12 protein-coding genes are annotated in these 14,335 nt (G+C 62.7%); 4 read left to right on the top strand and 8 right to left on the bottom strand.

Annotated elements, in window-relative coordinates; translation table 11 throughout:
* Positions 1–3: 3 nt before the first annotated feature.
* Positions 4–402, top strand: coding sequence for a sirohydrochlorin chelatase (locus tag AB4061_RS09875; protein ID WP_441633214.1), 399 nt, complete (start codon positions 4–6; stop codon positions 400–402).
* An 87-nt stretch (positions 403–489) separates the two neighbouring features.
* On the opposite strand, the gene cobA is transcribed toward AB4061_RS09875, so the two are convergent.
* From cobA to AB4061_RS09840, 7 genes are all read right to left on the bottom strand, one after another.
* A complete protein-coding gene (gene cobA, locus AB4061_RS09870) occupies positions 490–1,260 on the bottom strand; it encodes a uroporphyrinogen-III C-methyltransferase (protein ID WP_441633212.1) in 771 nt (256 codons plus the stop codon).
* 47 nt (positions 1,261–1,307) lie between these two features.
* On the bottom strand, positions 1,308–2,612 hold the full coding sequence (locus tag AB4061_RS09865) for a sulfate adenylyltransferase subunit 1 (RefSeq protein WP_174427935.1): 1,305 nt from the start codon (positions 2,610–2,612) through the stop codon (positions 1,308–1,310).
* A gap of 138 nt (positions 2,613–2,750) precedes the next feature.
* The gene (gene cysD, locus AB4061_RS09860; protein ID WP_174427934.1) at positions 2,751–3,713 is read right to left on the bottom strand and encodes a sulfate adenylyltransferase subunit CysD; all 963 of its coding nucleotides are present in this window, start codon (positions 3,711–3,713) and stop codon (positions 2,751–2,753) included.
* Between the two features lie 11 nt (positions 3,714–3,724).
* Positions 3,725–4,513, bottom strand: coding sequence for a phosphoadenylyl-sulfate reductase (locus tag AB4061_RS09855; protein WP_441633209.1), 789 nt, complete (start codon positions 4,511–4,513; stop codon positions 3,725–3,727).
* Positions 4,510–5,091 (bottom strand): DUF934 domain-containing protein, encoded by a 582-nt coding sequence (locus AB4061_RS09850; RefSeq protein ID WP_441633207.1) that lies wholly within the window; start codon positions 5,089–5,091, stop codon positions 4,510–4,512. The genes AB4061_RS09855 and AB4061_RS09850 overlap by 4 nt, the downstream gene beginning before the upstream one ends.
* Positions 5,092–5,108: 17 nt before the next feature.
* Positions 5,109–6,788: a nitrite/sulfite reductase gene (locus tag AB4061_RS09845; RefSeq protein WP_441633205.1), complete on the bottom strand. Its 1,680-nt coding sequence runs from the start codon at positions 6,786–6,788 to the stop codon at positions 5,109–5,111.
* Between the two features lie 29 nt (positions 6,789–6,817).
* On the bottom strand, positions 6,818–7,591 hold the full coding sequence (locus AB4061_RS09840) for a sulfite exporter TauE/SafE family protein (RefSeq protein ID WP_441633203.1): 774 nt from the start codon (positions 7,589–7,591) through the stop codon (positions 6,818–6,820).
* 156 nt (positions 7,592–7,747) lie between these two features.
* On the opposite strand from AB4061_RS09840, the gene AB4061_RS09835 reads away from it, so the two are divergent.
* Together AB4061_RS09835 and AB4061_RS09830 are read left to right on the top strand one after the other, a co-directional pair.
* Positions 7,748–8,689: a CysB family HTH-type transcriptional regulator gene (locus tag AB4061_RS09835; protein ID WP_006159509.1), complete on the top strand. Its 942-nt coding sequence runs from the start codon at positions 7,748–7,750 to the stop codon at positions 8,687–8,689.
* A gap of 220 nt (positions 8,690–8,909) precedes the next feature.
* The gene (locus AB4061_RS09830; RefSeq protein WP_441633201.1) at positions 8,910–10,061 is read left to right on the top strand and encodes a 50S ribosomal protein L11 methyltransferase; all 1,152 of its coding nucleotides are present in this window, start codon (positions 8,910–8,912) and stop codon (positions 10,059–10,061) included.
* A gap of 175 nt (positions 10,062–10,236) precedes the next feature.
* On the opposite strand, the gene AB4061_RS09825 is transcribed toward AB4061_RS09830, so the two are convergent.
* Entirely contained in the window at positions 10,237–10,605 is a 369-nt protein-coding gene (locus AB4061_RS09825; RefSeq protein WP_441633199.1) for a DUF1484 family protein, read from the bottom strand.
* A gap of 665 nt (positions 10,606–11,270) precedes the next feature.
* Here AB4061_RS09825 and AB4061_RS09820 point away from each other — a divergent pair.
* On the top strand, positions 11,271–14,315 hold the full coding sequence (locus AB4061_RS09820) for a KAP family NTPase (protein ID WP_441633197.1): 3,045 nt from the start codon (positions 11,271–11,273) through the stop codon (positions 14,313–14,315).
* The last annotated feature ends 20 nt before the right edge of the window (positions 14,316–14,335 follow it).

The following is a 14,335-nucleotide window of genomic DNA, read 5'->3' as shown; positions in this document are numbered from 1 at the left end:
AAGATGAATACCACGCCCCTTCCCCGCCAGGCCATGGTGCTGTTCGGCCACGGCGCGCGCGATGCGCGCTGGCGCGAGCCGTTTGACCGGCTGCACGCCAAGCTGACGGCTGCGCTGCCGGATTGCGCGGTGCGCCTGGCCTTCCTGGAACTGATGACGCCTTCGCTGCCGGATACGCTGGCAGAGCTGGCCGCCGGGGGCGTTACCGACATCAATGTGGTCCCGGTGTTCTTTGGCCAGGGCGGGCATCTGCGGCGGGACCTGCCGGCCTTGCTGGATGATTGCCGGAGCAAGCTTCCGGGTGTGACGATCCGCTGCGCGGCGGCTGTCGGCGAGGATGACAGTGTGCTGGATGCGATTGCGGCTTATTGCGCGGGGACGCTCGGCAGCGGCAACGCCTAGCGCCCACGTAGCCCCATCGAAGCACCTAAATGAAAAAGCCGGGCAACGCAACGTTGCCCGGCTTTTTTCATTTGGCGCGCCAGTGCTTCAGGCTGCGCGCGTTTCCACGTAGGCAACGCCGCCATCCACATCCTGCGGCACCGCCTCGCTAGCCCGCGAGGCCAGCGCTTCGCCGATCATCAGCAGGCTGGGATGCACCGGGTTGATCCAGGCCGCCGCCTCGCCCGCCGCCATCTGCCGCAGCGTGAACTGGCGGCTGCGCTGGTGCGCCGAGGTAGCGGCCTCGACCACCCAAGCGGGCGTGGAAGCGGGCTTGCCGTGCGCGATCAACTGCGCGGCGATGGATGCCGCCTGGTCGCGGCCCATGTAATACACCACCGTATCGGCCTTGACATCCGCCTCCACGTCGATCGTGTCAGCCGCCTTGGATTGCGTCGCAAACGCCACGCTGCGCGACACGCCGCGCTTGGTGAGCGGCTTGCGGATCGCGGAAGCCGCCGCCAGCGCGGCGGTGATGCCCGGCACGATTTCGTACGCGATGCCGGCTTCTTCCAGCGCCTGCAGTTCCTCGTCGGCGCGGCCGAACAGCATCGGATCCCCGCCCTTCAAGCGCACCACGCGCTCGAACTTGCTGGCCTGATCCACGATCTGGCGGTTGATGAACAACTGCGCGGTAGAGCGCTGGCCGCAGCGCTTGCCCACCTCGATCAACTGCGCCTGCGGACACCATGCCAGCATCTCGGGCGAGACCAGCGCATCGTGCAGCACCACCTGGGCTTCGCCCAAAAGCCGTGCACCGCGCACCGTAATGAGGTCCGCGGCGCCGGGACCCGCGCCGATCAGATAGACCTTGCCCATGCCATGCTCCTTCGCGCTCACTGGATCGATTTGCCTATGCACTCGCCTCAGGCGAATGCACGGATCATGCCAGCGGCCACGGTGTGGTTGGTGGCTTCGTCGATCAGCACAAAAGCGCCGGTCGCCGGGTTGTCGCCATAGTTGTCGCAGACGATGGGCTTTTGCAGCGAGATCTGCACCGAGCCGATATCGTTCAGGCCGATTTCGTGGCGGTCGGTCTCGTGCAGCAGCGTATGCACGTCCAGCACGCGATCCACCGACGACACGCGCGCAAACACGCTGGCCGTGGTGTGCTTGAGCACATACTTGCGGGCCGGATTGAGCGATTCGTCATCGAACCAGCACAAATCGGCGGTCAGCTTCTTGGCCGAAACGCTGTCCGCGGCGGCAGCCACGAACATATCACCGCGTGACACATCCACGTCTTCCGACAAGCGCACCGTCACGGTCTCGCCCACGCTGGCCGATTCGGCCACGCCGTTGGGGGTCAGCACTTCCGCCACCAGTGCATCGCGGTTGGCGGGCAGCACGCGCAGCTTCTGGCCCACGCGCACCGTGCCTGCCTCGACCCGGCCGGCATAGCCGCGGAAGTCGTCAGCCTGGGCGCCGTCCTGGCGGATCACCAGTTGCACCGGGAAACGCAGCGCGGCGTCACCTTCGGGTGCGGGTTCTTCCACCGGCAGGGCTTCCAGCAGCGGCAGCAGCGGCTCGCCCTGGTACCACGGCATGGCCTGGCTGGCATTGACGATGTTGTCGCCACGCAGCGCCGACACCGGCACGTAGCGCACATCCTTCAAGCCCAGCTGGCTGGCCAACTCGGTGTAGGCCGCGCGGATCTGGTTAAAGCGCTCTTCGCTGAACTCGACCAGGTCCATCTTGTTGATGGCCACGATCACGTGTTGCAGCTCCAGCAACTTCAGGATGGCCGAATGGCGCTTGGTCTGCGCCAGCAGCTCGGCGCGGCCGTCGGTCACGGTCACGCGGGTGGCGTCGACCAGCACGATGGCGGCGTGCGCGGTGGACGCGCCCGTCACCATGTTGCGGGTGTACTGCTCATGCCCCGGCGTGTCCGCGATGATGAACTTGCGGCGCGCGGTGGAGAAGTAGCGGTAAGCCACGTCGATGGTAATGCCCTGCTCGCGCTCGGCTTCCAGGCCATCGGTCAGCAGCGAGAAATCGATCTGCTCGCCGGCGGTACGCTTGTTCTTGGCGTTGGTCAGCGCGGTCAGCTGATCGGACAGCACAGCCTTGCTGTCGTACAGCAGGCGGCCAATCAGGGTGCTCTTGCCATCGTCGACCGAACCCGCGGTGATAAAACGCAGCAGGCCTTGGTGTGTTGCTTGGGTGCTCATGTCAAATCCTTTCTTCATCCTGCGCGGCGCTCGCTCCGGCGCATAGGCGGGAGGCAGCGCTAGGCGCGTGAGGGCGACGTGTACATTGGTACACGAGCACTCTCGCAACGACGCGATGTGCCCGCCTATGCGTCCGGGTTAGAAGTAGCCTTCTTTCTTTCGGCGTTCCATCGACGCTTCGCTGGTCTGGTCATCCATCCGCGTAGCACCGCGCTCGGTGATCTCGGTCACGGCCGTCTCGGCGATGATTTCGATCGGCGAGGCCGCAACGCTGGCCACCGGGCAGGTGCAGCTGATGTCGCCCACGGTGCGGAAGCGCACCGAGATCACTTCGCTGACGTCGCCGTCCTGCTTCGGCGTGATCGGCGTGACCGGCACCAGCAGGCCGTTCTTCTTCACCACTTCGCGCTGGTGCGCGTAGTAGATCGGGGGCAGCTCAAGCGCTTCGCGGGCGATGTACTGCCACACGTCCAGCTCAGTCCAGTTGGAGATCGGGAACACGCGCATCTGCTCGCCGGCCGCCATGCGGGCGTTGTACAGGCTCCACAGTTCCGGGCGCTGGGCCTTCGGGTCCCACTGGCCGAACTCGTCGCGGAAGGAGAAGATGCGTTCCTTGGCACGCGCCTTTTCTTCGTCGCGGCGGGCACCGCCCATCAGCGCGTCGTACTTGTTGGCTTCGATGGTTTCCAGCAGCGTCACGGCTTGCGCGGCATTGCGCGAGTCGGTTTCCTTGCGCAGGCGCACTGTGCCGCGCTTGATGGAATCTTCCACATGGCCCACCACCAGGCGCGCGCCAAGCTCGGCCACGCGCTGGTCACGGAAGCGGATCACTTCCGGGTAGTTGTGGCCGGTGTCGATATGCACCAGCGGGAACGGCAGTTCGGTCTTGCGGTCGCCCAGGCGGAAGGCCTTGAGCGCCAGGTGCAGCATGACGATGGAGTCCTTGCCGCCCGAGAACAGCAGCGCCGGGTTGCGGCACTCCGCCACCACCTCGCGGATGATGTAGATGGATTCCGCCTCGAGCTTGTCGAGGTGATCGTTTTGCACTTGCAGCAGGTGCGCCACTTCCGGCGCGCCGGTCAGTTCGTTCATGATGCCCATTTCGTCTGGCCTCAATGCTTGATGTTCTGTTCGTGAAGCCCGCACTCTTTCGAGTCCTTGCTCTCCCACCACCACCGCCCGGCGCGTACATCCTCGCCAGCGCGCACGGCACGCGTACAAGGCTCGCAGCCGATGCTCGGGTAACCCTTGGCATGCAGCGCGTTGACCGGCACGTTATGGCGCTTCAGGTAAGCCCACACCTCAGCCTCGCTCCAGTCGGCGAGCGGGTTGAACTTGGGAATGCCGCGTGCCTCGTCCATTTCCTCGAACGGCAGCTCCGAGCGCGTCACCGCTTGCTCGCGGCGCTGGCCGGTCAGCCAGGCGTCCGCATGCGACAGCGCGCGGTTCAGCGGCTCCACCTTGCGGATGCCGCAGCAGCTCTTGCGCAGGTCCACGCTGTCGTAGAACGCGTTCAGGCCATGGTTCTTCAGGTAGTTCTCCACTGCCTCGGGGTCCGGCGTGAAGCGCTCGATGTCGTAGCCGTAATGCGCCTTGACCTCATCCAGCACCGCCAGCGTTTCGGCATGCAGGCGGCCGGTTTGCAGCGTGAACACGCGGATGCCGGCGCGCACCTGCTCGGTGCCGCGCAGGATGGCATCGGTCACCACCATGTCTTCGGCCGCCAGGCTGGACGCAAAGCGGGCGCGGAAAAAGCGGCCAGCGATCTCCGCCAGGCGCAGGCCCAGCTCACGCTCCTTGGCCGCCAGATCCGCCACGCTGCCGGTGTACGCCGGCGCGGTCCACAGCGCCGGCGGGCGCAGTGACGAGACCGGAGCCTCGACGATAGCAATCTCACTCATGCCGTTTCCTTGCCCAGCGCTTCGGCGCGGTTGCGGCGGAACAGCGGCAGCGGCTCATCCACCGACGCCTGGTAGGCCACGGTGAACTCGGTGAAGCCCTTGATGGCGTCATCGATGTTCTTGTCCGCGCGCACCGCGAAAGCGTCAAAGCCGCAGCGCTTCATGAAGTTCAGCTGGTCGCGCAGCACGTCGCCAATGGCGCGCAGCTGGCCGGACCAGTTGTAGCGGGTGCGCAGCAGGTAGGCGGTGGAAAAACCACGGCCATCGCGGAACACGGGGAAATCCACCGCCACCACGGCCACGCTGCCAAACGCACCCTGCGCGTCGGCCGGCTCGTCTTCCGGCGCCAGCCAAATGCCGGTGATGTCAGCAGCGCGGCCAGCGAGCACGCCGTCCTTGTGCGCCAGCCATGCGGTCAGCGGGAACAGCACAGCGTCCTTGCCTTGCGCGGCGGCGACGATTTGCTCGTCGGTCAGGGCCGCGCCCTCGGCACCGCGCAGCACCGTCCATGCATCGTCGATGATGACCGGAACCGGGTTGGCGCCTTCGCTGCGTTGCAGTTGAATAATCTTTGCCATGTCGTTATCTCCGGTGCTCAGGCTTCGGCGCGTTCGCGTTGTTTGTCGGCGTAGACGCGTTCCTTGAACGGGGCGATGCCGATACGGCCCAGCACGTCGATGAAGCGTTCGTCGTCATGGCGGTTGGCCACATAGGTGTCGATGATGTGCGACACCACGTCCGGCATTTCCTCAGCCTTGAACGACGGGCCGATCACCTTGCCGATGGCGCTCTTGTTGCCTTGCGCGCCGCCCAGCGTGACCTGGTACCACTCCTCGCCGTCCTTATCCACGCCCAACACGCCGATGTTGCCAACGTGGTGGTGGCCGCAAGCGTTGATGCAGCCCGAGATATTGAGCGAGATCTCGCCCAGGTCGTGCACGTAGTCCAGGTTGTCGAAACGCTCCTGGATGGCCAGCGCGATCGGGATCGACTTGGCATTGGCCAGCGAGCAGAAATCGCCGCCCGGGCAAGCGATGATATCGGTCAGCAGGCCGATGTTGGCGGTGGCCAGGCCGCCCTTCTTGGCCTCTTGCCACAGCGCATACAGATCGCGCTTTTTCACGTCCGGCAGCACCAGGTTCTGCTCGTGCGCCACGCGCAGCTCGCCGTAGCCGTAGCGGTCGGCCAGGTCAGCCACCAGGTCGATCTGCGCATCGGTGGCATCTCCCGGGGGCGATGCCGGGCCGGGCTTGGTCGACAGCGTGATGGCGGCGTAGCCCGGCACCTTGTGCGCATGCACGCTGCGGCTCACCCAGCGGGCGAAAGCCTTGTCTTCCAGCAGGTGCTTTTCATACGAAGCGTCGGTGTCCGGCAGCTTGTCGTAAGCCGGGGGCGCGAAGTACTGCGCCACGCGGTCGAACTCGGCCTGCGTGATGGTGGCGGGACCATCCTTGCTGTGCTGCCACTCTTCCTCGACTTCCTGCGCGAACTTCTCCGCGCCGATCGCCTTCACCAGGATCTTGATGCGCGCCTTGTACTTGTTGTCGCGGCGACCATAGCGGTTGTACACGCGAATGGCCGATTCCACGTACGACAGCAGGTGCTGCCAAGGCAGGTCTTCCTTGATCACCGAACCCAGGATCGGGGTGCGGCCCAGGCCGCCGCCGGCCAGGATGCGCAGGCGCGTTTCGCCCTCGGCGTTGCGGTAGGCGTAGATGCCGATATCGTGCATTTGCACCACGGCGCGGTCATCGGCCGAAGCGGAAATGGCGATCTTGAACTTACGCGGCAGGAACGCAAATTCCGGCTGGAACGTGCTCCACTGGCGCAGCAGCTCTGCCAGCACGCGCGGGTCCACGGACTCATCGGGCGTGACGCCAGCGAAGTGGTCGGTGGTGATGTTGCGCACGCAGTTGCCGGAGGTCTGGATGCCGTGCATCTCGACGCTGGCCAGTTCGGCCAGCACGTCGGGCACGCGCTCCAGCTCCATCCAGTTGTACTGGATGTTCTGGCGGGTGGAGAAATGACCATAGCCGCGGTCATACTCGCGCGCGATATGGCCCAGCATGCGCATCTGCTTGCTCGACAGCAAGCCGTACGGAATCGCCACGCGCAGCATGTAGGCATGGCGCTGCATGTACAGGCCGTTTTGCAGGCGCAGCGGCAAGAACTCTTCCTCGGTCAGTTCGTCGGACAGGCGGCGGCGCACCTGGTCACGGAACTGGGCTACGCGTTCGTTGACGATGCGCTGGTCGTATTGGTCGTACTGATACATGGTGTGGGTCCGTTCAGTATTCGTTAAATTCAGGAGACGAGCTTGATGGCCACCAGCGTCAGCGTGGTAGCCAGCGCGGCGCGCACCAGCCGCTCGGGCAACGCCCGCGACAGTTGCGCGCCCAGCCAGATGCCGGGGATCGAGCCCACCAGCAAGGCCAGCAAAAGGGCCCAGTTCACCGTGCCCAGCCACACATGGCCCAGGCCGGCAAGCGCCGTCAACGGGACGGCGTAGGCGATATCGGTGCCCGCCACTTCGGCAGGCTTCATGCGGGGATAGAGCAGCAGGATCAAGGTGGCGCCAACCGCACCGGCGCCGATCGAGGACACCGTCACCAGCACGCCGATCACGGCGCCCACCACGATGGTGGCAATGGTCTGGGCACGGCCTTCAAGCTGGAATTGGGGGTTGCGGGACAGCCACGCCAGCAGCTGCCTGCGGAACAGCAGCGACAAGACTGTCAGGATTACCGACACGCCGATGGTCATGCGGATCGCGTGCAGCCACTGCGCGTTAAGCTCGCCGGCGCTCTTGAGCACCAGGATGGCCACCACCGCCGCCGGCAGGCTGCCGATGCACAGGCGGCGCACCACCTGCCACTGCACATGGCCGTGAGCGCGGTGCGCCAGCGTGCCAAAACCCTTGGTGATGGCGGCGAAAGCCAGGTCGGTGCCAACCGCCGTGGCCGGCGAAAAGCCGAACAACAGCGTCAGCAGCGGCGTCATGAGCGAACCCCCGCCTACCCCGGTCAGACCGACGAGGACGCCTACTAGCAGACCGGAAACGGTATAGGCAAGAGACATTGGGGTTCACCGGGCCGGTAAGCGCCCGTTGCTGCCTAAAAGTGAGGCATGCGCACGGAGGTTCCGACCGTTCATTAACAAAGTTCGAGAATCGTAATAAACTGCCCTCATATCTCAAACTAATAAGAAGTTGTTTGTTTATACGAACACAGTTATATGAACCTGCATCAGTTCCGCTTTGTGCGCGAAGCCGTACGTCAGAACTACAACCTGACCGAAGCCGCTAAAGCGCTCTACACATCACAACCCGGTGTCTCCAAGGCCATCATCGAGCTGGAAGAAGAGCTCGGCGTGGACATCTTTACCCGCCACGGCAAGCGCATCCGCAGCCTGACGGAGCCCGGCCGCCGCATCCTGGAGTCGGTAGAAAAGATCCTGCAAGAAGTGGAGAGCCTGAAACGCGTAGGCAAGGACTACGCCGCCCAGGACCAGGGCAACTTCACCATCGCCACCACCCACACGCAAGCGCGCTACGCCCTGCCCCGGGTGATCGCGGAGTTTACCAAGCGCTACCCCAAGGTGCGCCTTTCCATACAACAGGGCAATCCCACCCAGATCGCCGACATGGTGCTGCACGACCACGCCGACATCGGGATCGCCACCGAAGGCATCTCGGCCGACAAAAACCTCATCTCCCTGCCCGGCTACCAATGGCAGCATGTGATCGTCATGCCCCCCGATCACCCCCTGCTGGAAAAAAAGCACCTGGCGCTGGAAGACCTGATGGGTTACCCACTCATCACTTATGATCCCAACTTCGCCGGCCGCCCCAAGATCGACAAAGCCTTCGAGCTGCGCCACCTCAAGCCCGACATCATCCTGGAAGCCATCGACGCCGACGTCATCAAGACCTATGTAGAAATCGGCCTGGGCGTCGGCATTGTCGCCGGCGTGGCCTTTGACGCCGAGCGCGACCGCAACCTGCGCGGCATCCCCGCCGGGCACCTGTTCGGCACCAATGTGACGCACCTGGCTGTCAAGCAAGGCGCCTACCTGCGCAGCTTTGTGTATACCTTTATTGAGCTGTTCTCCCCAACGCTCAACCGCAAGCTGGTAGAACAAGCCATGTCAGGCGAACACGAAGCCTACGAACTCTGACGCATCACCCCTACCCAATCCTGCGCGGCTGACCATAGACATAGATAGAGACAGAGAGACCGCCACCAGCCGCGCCATGCCAGCCCCGCCACGGCGCCCCGGATAAGCCACCGGCGCACCGCGGGGACGGATCACCTTGAATGGCCAACCCCGGTTGGCCAGACTTATCAGCACAACGCAGCACAACCCATTGGCCGCCCCAGGCAGCCAGAAAGACCCTATGACAGAGCAAGCTACCATCCACTGGACCGAAAACGGCGAAGAACGCAGCGCAAACTGGCAATCCGAAGCCGGCACGCCCCCGCCCAAGCGCGTCGTCATCGCTGACGACACCACCACCGGCGACACCGCCTACCGCCTCGCCTGCGAAGGCACTGCCATGCTCTGGCGCGGCGACTTCCAAAACGCCCGCCAGCTGCTCCAAGCCCTGGCCCGCCGCGCCGACAAGCCCAAGAAAGCCGCCAAGGCCGCCAAGGTGCCCAAGGCCAAGCCCACCCCCACCGAAGCCTTCCACCTGCACCGCCAGGCCCAGTCCCAGCGCGCCCGCACGCTCTCCATGCTGCTGCTGCCCTTCGACGCCGACCACCTCGTGCCCCTGCGCCGCTCCCCCGACGTGCGCGAAGCCTGCCTCGAAGCCTACGGCGAGGTCGACGCCCCCTACGTGGCATCCATGCGCGAACTCCTCGGCCTGATCGGCGCCCACGAGTGGCGTAAAAAAGGCGTGGAAATCCCCGCCCTGGCCGAACGCATCCACCCCTACTACGGCGTGTTCTCCCCCGTGCGCGGCGAATACATCGACCTGGTGGCCAAGGCCCAGCTACCCGCCGGCGCCCTCAACCTCGCCTTCGACATCGGCACCGGCACCGGCGTGCTGGCCGCCCTGCTAGCCCAGCGCGGCGTCAAACGCGTGATCGCCACCGACATGGACCCGCGCGCACTCGCCTGCGCCAGCGACAACATCCACCGCCTGAAAGCCGCTGCCCAGGTCGAAGTGGTAGAAGCCGACCTCTTCCCCGAAGGCCGCGCCCCGCTGGTGGTGTGCAACCCGCCGTGGGTGCCGGCACGCCCCAACTCGCCGATTGAGCGCGCCGTGTATGACCCGGACTGCCAGATGCTGAAGGGCTTTATCGCCGGGCTGGCGGATCACCTGGAACCCAAGGGCGAAGGCTGGCTGCTGCTGTCGGACCTGGCTGAACACCTGGGCCTGCGCACGCGGGACCAGTTGCTGGGCTGGATTGATGAAGCCGGGCTGAAGGTGCTGGGGCGGTTGGAAGTGAAGCCGAACCACCCGAAGGCAGCGGACATGACCGACCCGCTGCACGCCGCGCGCGCGGCTGAGGTGACTTCGTTGTGGCGCTTGGGTATCAAGTAAGCTGCAGCCGATAAACCGGGCGACGCTCGTCGCCTTGGTTCAAAGACACCAGAGCCGTTTCAACCTCCGCTCTGTTGTCTCCCCTCTCCCGCCTGCGGGAGAGGGGCGGGGGAGAGGGGCGGGAGCCAGCAAGAGCGACGAATCTCACCCTTCCACAAGCCCCCCACCCCCTACCTCAAAGCAACCCCTGCACCCGGTTCAAAGCCGCATCCAACTGCTGCTTCAACGGCGTCAGCAAGCAATGCAGCCCGTGACTGTCTTCTACCTCGTCACTGTCGTAATCCAGCAATCTCAGAACGGAGCCAAGGCCTGCGCTTACGCGTAGCAAGTCGGCACAGCTTTCCTGCGCGATGCTTTGAGCGTCGTTGCGCAGCGCGTCTAGTTGGTAGGCTAGTTCCTGGACGCTTAGCTTTGTGGGGGTGTCTGCGGGGAAGGTGATGCGGATCAGGTCGGCTAGTAGGTCGGATTGCCGGGAGAGGGTGAGCGTGCGCTCGGGTGGATCGCGGAAGGTGGTTTGCTCGGAGCGAGCGAAGGTGTCAGACATAGCGGCTTCCTAGTTTGGGTTGGAAGACCCGTCTCTCATTTCCACGTGAGGGTGGCGGGCCCGCAGCGAGGGTGGAAATACCGGAAACGTAGGAAACCGGCCAGCCCGAAAGCTGCCCCGCTCGGCCCGCCGTAGTCATACTACGCGCGCACGAACGCACGGACACAAAAAAGCCGCAAATAGCGGCTGTCCGCCTACGTTTTCCGGGTTTCCACGCCCGATCACCTTTGTTTGAGGCGATTGGGGGATTGTCGGGGAGGTGTGGGAGGGTGTCAATCGGCGAGGGCTATGCTGTGGGCTACGTCAAGATCCGTGTTGGCTATCAGCGCGTACTCGGACCGCGCCGGCGGAGTTCGAATCGATAGATCGCCGTACCCGCCATGATCGCAGCAACGAACCGAAGTGATCCGAGGTCAGGAGCGGACTTCAGTTTGCCGCGTAAGGCTCTCCGCTTGCCACCGTCGCCTTCTCGGCTAGGAGCAGTTCGACCAAACGGCTACTTCAGACTGGGCTCCGCTTTTCGGACTACGGGTCTAAGTGTTACCTTAGCTGACGCCCGTCAGTGACGGTCAAGCGGGCCAACTGCGCGCGAGTAGAGTGTTAGCGTCGGCTGCAGTGTCGGCGAGTGCGCGAGGAGATCGCGCGGCACCACGGAGGACAAATCGATGACGGCTACCAAGCCAACGATGAAGATGCCCGAGTTACTGGTCTTCGCCAAGTCGCTCGCCTTTGGCTTCGTAGGTGCGGAGGTTTGGCGGGCCGCCTTCTACCTCGGTGCGAACTTCGCTCAGACGTTGTCTGATGTACCCCTCTGGGCAACGACCGGTGGAGTACTGGCCGGCCTGCTGCTGTGCCTGATCTACTCAGTTGAGCGGGGCGCGCACAGCGCTGCTGCGCGGATGGGCCGCAGCCTCCGCCTCGATCTACTGATCGCGATCGGCATCGGCATCTGGACGAACGAGTTGATCTCGCCTTGGTTGGCTAAAGTGCATGCAGCACTCAACAATGCGGATCCTCTTTGGGCGCCAGCGGTCTTCGTTCTGCTCAGCTCCGTACTGTTGTCGCCACTGGTTCAACAGTACTGGCCGAGACCCAAAAGAACGACCCCACAGTTGTATTTCATTGCAGATGAGGAAATCGGAGACGAGAAAGAAGATCTGCTTGCAAGCGAAGCGCAAGCCAAGTCGTTCGCGGAGACTGTTCTTGCAAGCGGCGCCCACCAAGGGCTCGTCTTTGGGGTTGACGGGCCATGGGGAGTCGGCAAGACAAGCTTCATTAACCTTGCTGAGCGTTACTGGGCAAGAGCGGAAGACAGGGCCATTGTTTGTCGATTCGAACCTCTTCGATACGCATCAGAACCTGACCTTGCGGACCGCTTGATTCGCGACTTGTCCGCCGCAATTCAACGAAAGGTCTTTGCTCCAGAGTTTCGGCCGGCGGCGTCGCGGTATTCCCGGTTGATAAAAGGAAAGGCCGACATTTCGTTCCTTGGCTTCAAGCTTTCGTTGGAACCGTCGCAGGAGACCGTTGATGAACTGCTCGATGACATCGACGCGGTGCTTAGGCGCATCGGCCGCCGCGTGATCATTGTCATCGACGACCTTGATCGTTTGGACGCAAGGACTACGAACAACGTTCTGTTTGCAACGCGGCGGACGTTCAAGCTGTCGCAGGCCACCTATGTCCTCTGCTACGACACCGAGGTACTTGCCGGAAGCCAGGAGGAGGGTTCGAGAGCGCGAGAATTCCTTGAGAAATTTGTGACAGTCAAGTTGAGCTTGTTCGTTGACAGTTCGAACATTCGGGACTTCCTGCGAAGGAACTGGGAACGCGCAGACAACCAACTGGGATCGATTCCTTCCGATACGATGCTGAAGCTCGGCTCAGTGCTCAACGAGTTGGCGAGTATTCTCGACGGTGACCTAGCGGCGAAGTACTTACCTCTTGTCGGCGACCTGCGCAAGGTAAAGCGCTTCATCAACGCCATGCTTCTCATGCAAATCGAGAAGAGCGACTTAGGTCGGACGGACTTCAACAAGTGCGACCTCATCAACCTCATGCTCTTGCATCTGAACTACCCTGGGTTGTTCAGACGTATCTACTCCGAAGAAACGGAGGGACGTTGCGGGATTTTTGCCGTGCGTCGCGAGTACGGCGAGCCAGGGTTCAAGAACTCTGCTGAGTTCTCGAAGCTGGTGGCGGAGCGACAAGGGACGGCAGAGTTCCTATTGACGCAGCTTTTCGACGTGGGGAGTTTGGCGCTTGGTGATAGGAGCGATGTTGAGGAGGCAGTCCTGAGGTCGCGCGCGTGCTTCAACCATGAGAACGTCAGGAATCTGGAGGGGTACCTCAAGCTCATTGTGCGGTTCGCAACACCAGAGCCACAGGAGACATTTGTTCTTTACCAGGAAGCCGTGGAACGAGTTCGGAATGGGGCGTCTATAGCATCGGTGCTGACGTCGCCGGACTTTCGATTGGAACGCGGGGAGCGTGCGCACGATCAATTCTGGAGGGTGCTTGTCAATCAATCTTATGACTTCACTCGCGCTGTCGCGGAAGAAGCCATTGACACGCTCGTCGACTATTTGCCGCGCTACGCGGCAATCGAGAACGATGATCGCGGATTGCGGCAGAGGTCGATCTACTCCCTGTTGCGGCTCTTGGATCGAGCCGGCTGGGGGAGAACATCGGGCCGTCGTCTTCCGAATACCGCAGAGAACGTCATAGAGATCGCGTGGCGGATCTTCGGCGAACACTCCCATGAAGGCAAAGGGCTAATCCAACGTATAGCCGGCAGCGATCGCGGCGTCCTCGGCTGGAACGATCTCATGTTGTTCAGGCTCCAATGCTCCGCAGATCGTCAAGGACAGAACTACAACCTGCATTCCGCTCTCATTGTCCATCAGGACGGAAGTGCTGCGACAACAGGTTTGGTCAGTAATCTCGCATTGATCGGAATGAGAAGACTGTCCCAGGAGGTCTTCGCGCTGTTCAAGCGAACCTACATTGATCCGCGGCGAAATTTCTTTTCAGAAGTCAGTGATACCCCAGTTGAAGAGTTTCTCGGCGAAGCTTCGTCTCAACTTGATCAGCAGGCTTCAAGGGGCGAGCAATCCGAGCAAGGTGCAGCTTCGCTTGCCCAGCGCATTTCCTCGGCGCGCTCTGCCGTCAAGTCCTTCGTGGTCTACCAACTGAGCAATGCACTGCCCCCAACTGGGTCAGGCGTGGGCTGCGGGCATTACGACGAGTGTGGGGCTGGTGATAGTGGCGGCATAGCAAGGCAGATGAACGAGTACGTGTTTGGCGCCTGCTTCAACCCCGACATCCGCGAGGACAACGTCTTCCATTTCCTCGACCACTGTCTGTCGCATTTGAGTAACTCATTCTTTGCGGGCGGAGATGAACAGGGCTGGTTTGCGTCCAAAGCTGGGGTTCCAGGAGGTTTTGATCCGAAGGAGATGGGACGGTACTGGAGTCAACACCGGGAACTCATTCGCCAACGAGTCCTGCAAGTCGAAGAGCGGTACGTAGTAACACCCAACTACGTAGCTTCGTATCGCGAAGATCTGGCTGGAGTCTTCACTGGACAGTGCCAAGTTCTTCCGGTAGCTCAGTCCCCGGTTTTGGCCAGCCGCAAAGTTGACAACTCCATCGATAGGTCGATCCAGCGATCCAACAGGATCTTCATGCGCTCAAAGTTTTTCAGTTGACGGCGCACCTCCGGCAAATC

It is taken from the genome of Cupriavidus sp. YAF13, from assembly GCF_052113425.1.
Lineage (GTDB): Bacteria > Pseudomonadota > Gammaproteobacteria > Burkholderiales > Burkholderiaceae > Cupriavidus.
This window is presented reverse-complemented; position numbering and strand designations above follow the sequence as displayed.

What these genes read in the sequence shown, in the direction of transcription:
- AB4061_RS09875 (WP_441633214.1), top strand. Translation starts at nt 4, where the DNA reads ATGAATACCACGCCCCTTCCCCGCCAGGCCATGGTGCTGTTCGGCCAC.
- cobA (WP_441633212.1), bottom strand. Translation starts at nt 1,260, where the DNA reads ATGGGCAAGGTCTATCTGATCGGCGCGGGTCCCGGCGCCGCGGACCTC.
- AB4061_RS09865 (WP_174427935.1), bottom strand. Translation starts at nt 2,612, where the DNA reads ATGAGCACCCAAGCAACACACCAAGGCCTGCTGCGTTTTATCACCGCG.
- cysD (WP_174427934.1), bottom strand. Translation starts at nt 3,713, where the DNA reads ATGGGCATCATGAACGAACTGACCGGCGCGCCGGAAGTGGCGCACCTG.
- AB4061_RS09855 (WP_441633209.1), bottom strand. Translation starts at nt 4,513, where the DNA reads ATGAGTGAGATTGCTATCGTCGAGGCTCCGGTCTCGTCACTGCGCCCG.
- AB4061_RS09850 (WP_441633207.1), bottom strand. Translation starts at nt 5,091, where the DNA reads ATGGCAAAGATTATTCAACTGCAACGCAGCGAAGGCGCCAACCCGGTT.
- AB4061_RS09845 (WP_441633205.1), bottom strand. Translation starts at nt 6,788, where the DNA reads ATGTATCAGTACGACCAATACGACCAGCGCATCGTCAACGAACGCGTA.
- AB4061_RS09840 (WP_441633203.1), bottom strand. Translation starts at nt 7,591, where the DNA reads ATGTCTCTTGCCTATACCGTTTCCGGTCTGCTAGTAGGCGTCCTCGTC.
- AB4061_RS09835 (WP_006159509.1), top strand. Translation starts at nt 7,748, where the DNA reads ATGAACCTGCATCAGTTCCGCTTTGTGCGCGAAGCCGTACGTCAGAAC.
- AB4061_RS09830 (WP_441633201.1), top strand. Translation starts at nt 8,910, where the DNA reads ATGACAGAGCAAGCTACCATCCACTGGACCGAAAACGGCGAAGAACGC.
- AB4061_RS09825 (WP_441633199.1), bottom strand. Translation starts at nt 10,605, where the DNA reads ATGTCTGACACCTTCGCTCGCTCCGAGCAAACCACCTTCCGCGATCCA.
- AB4061_RS09820 (WP_441633197.1), top strand. Translation starts at nt 11,271, where the DNA reads ATGACGGCTACCAAGCCAACGATGAAGATGCCCGAGTTACTGGTCTTC.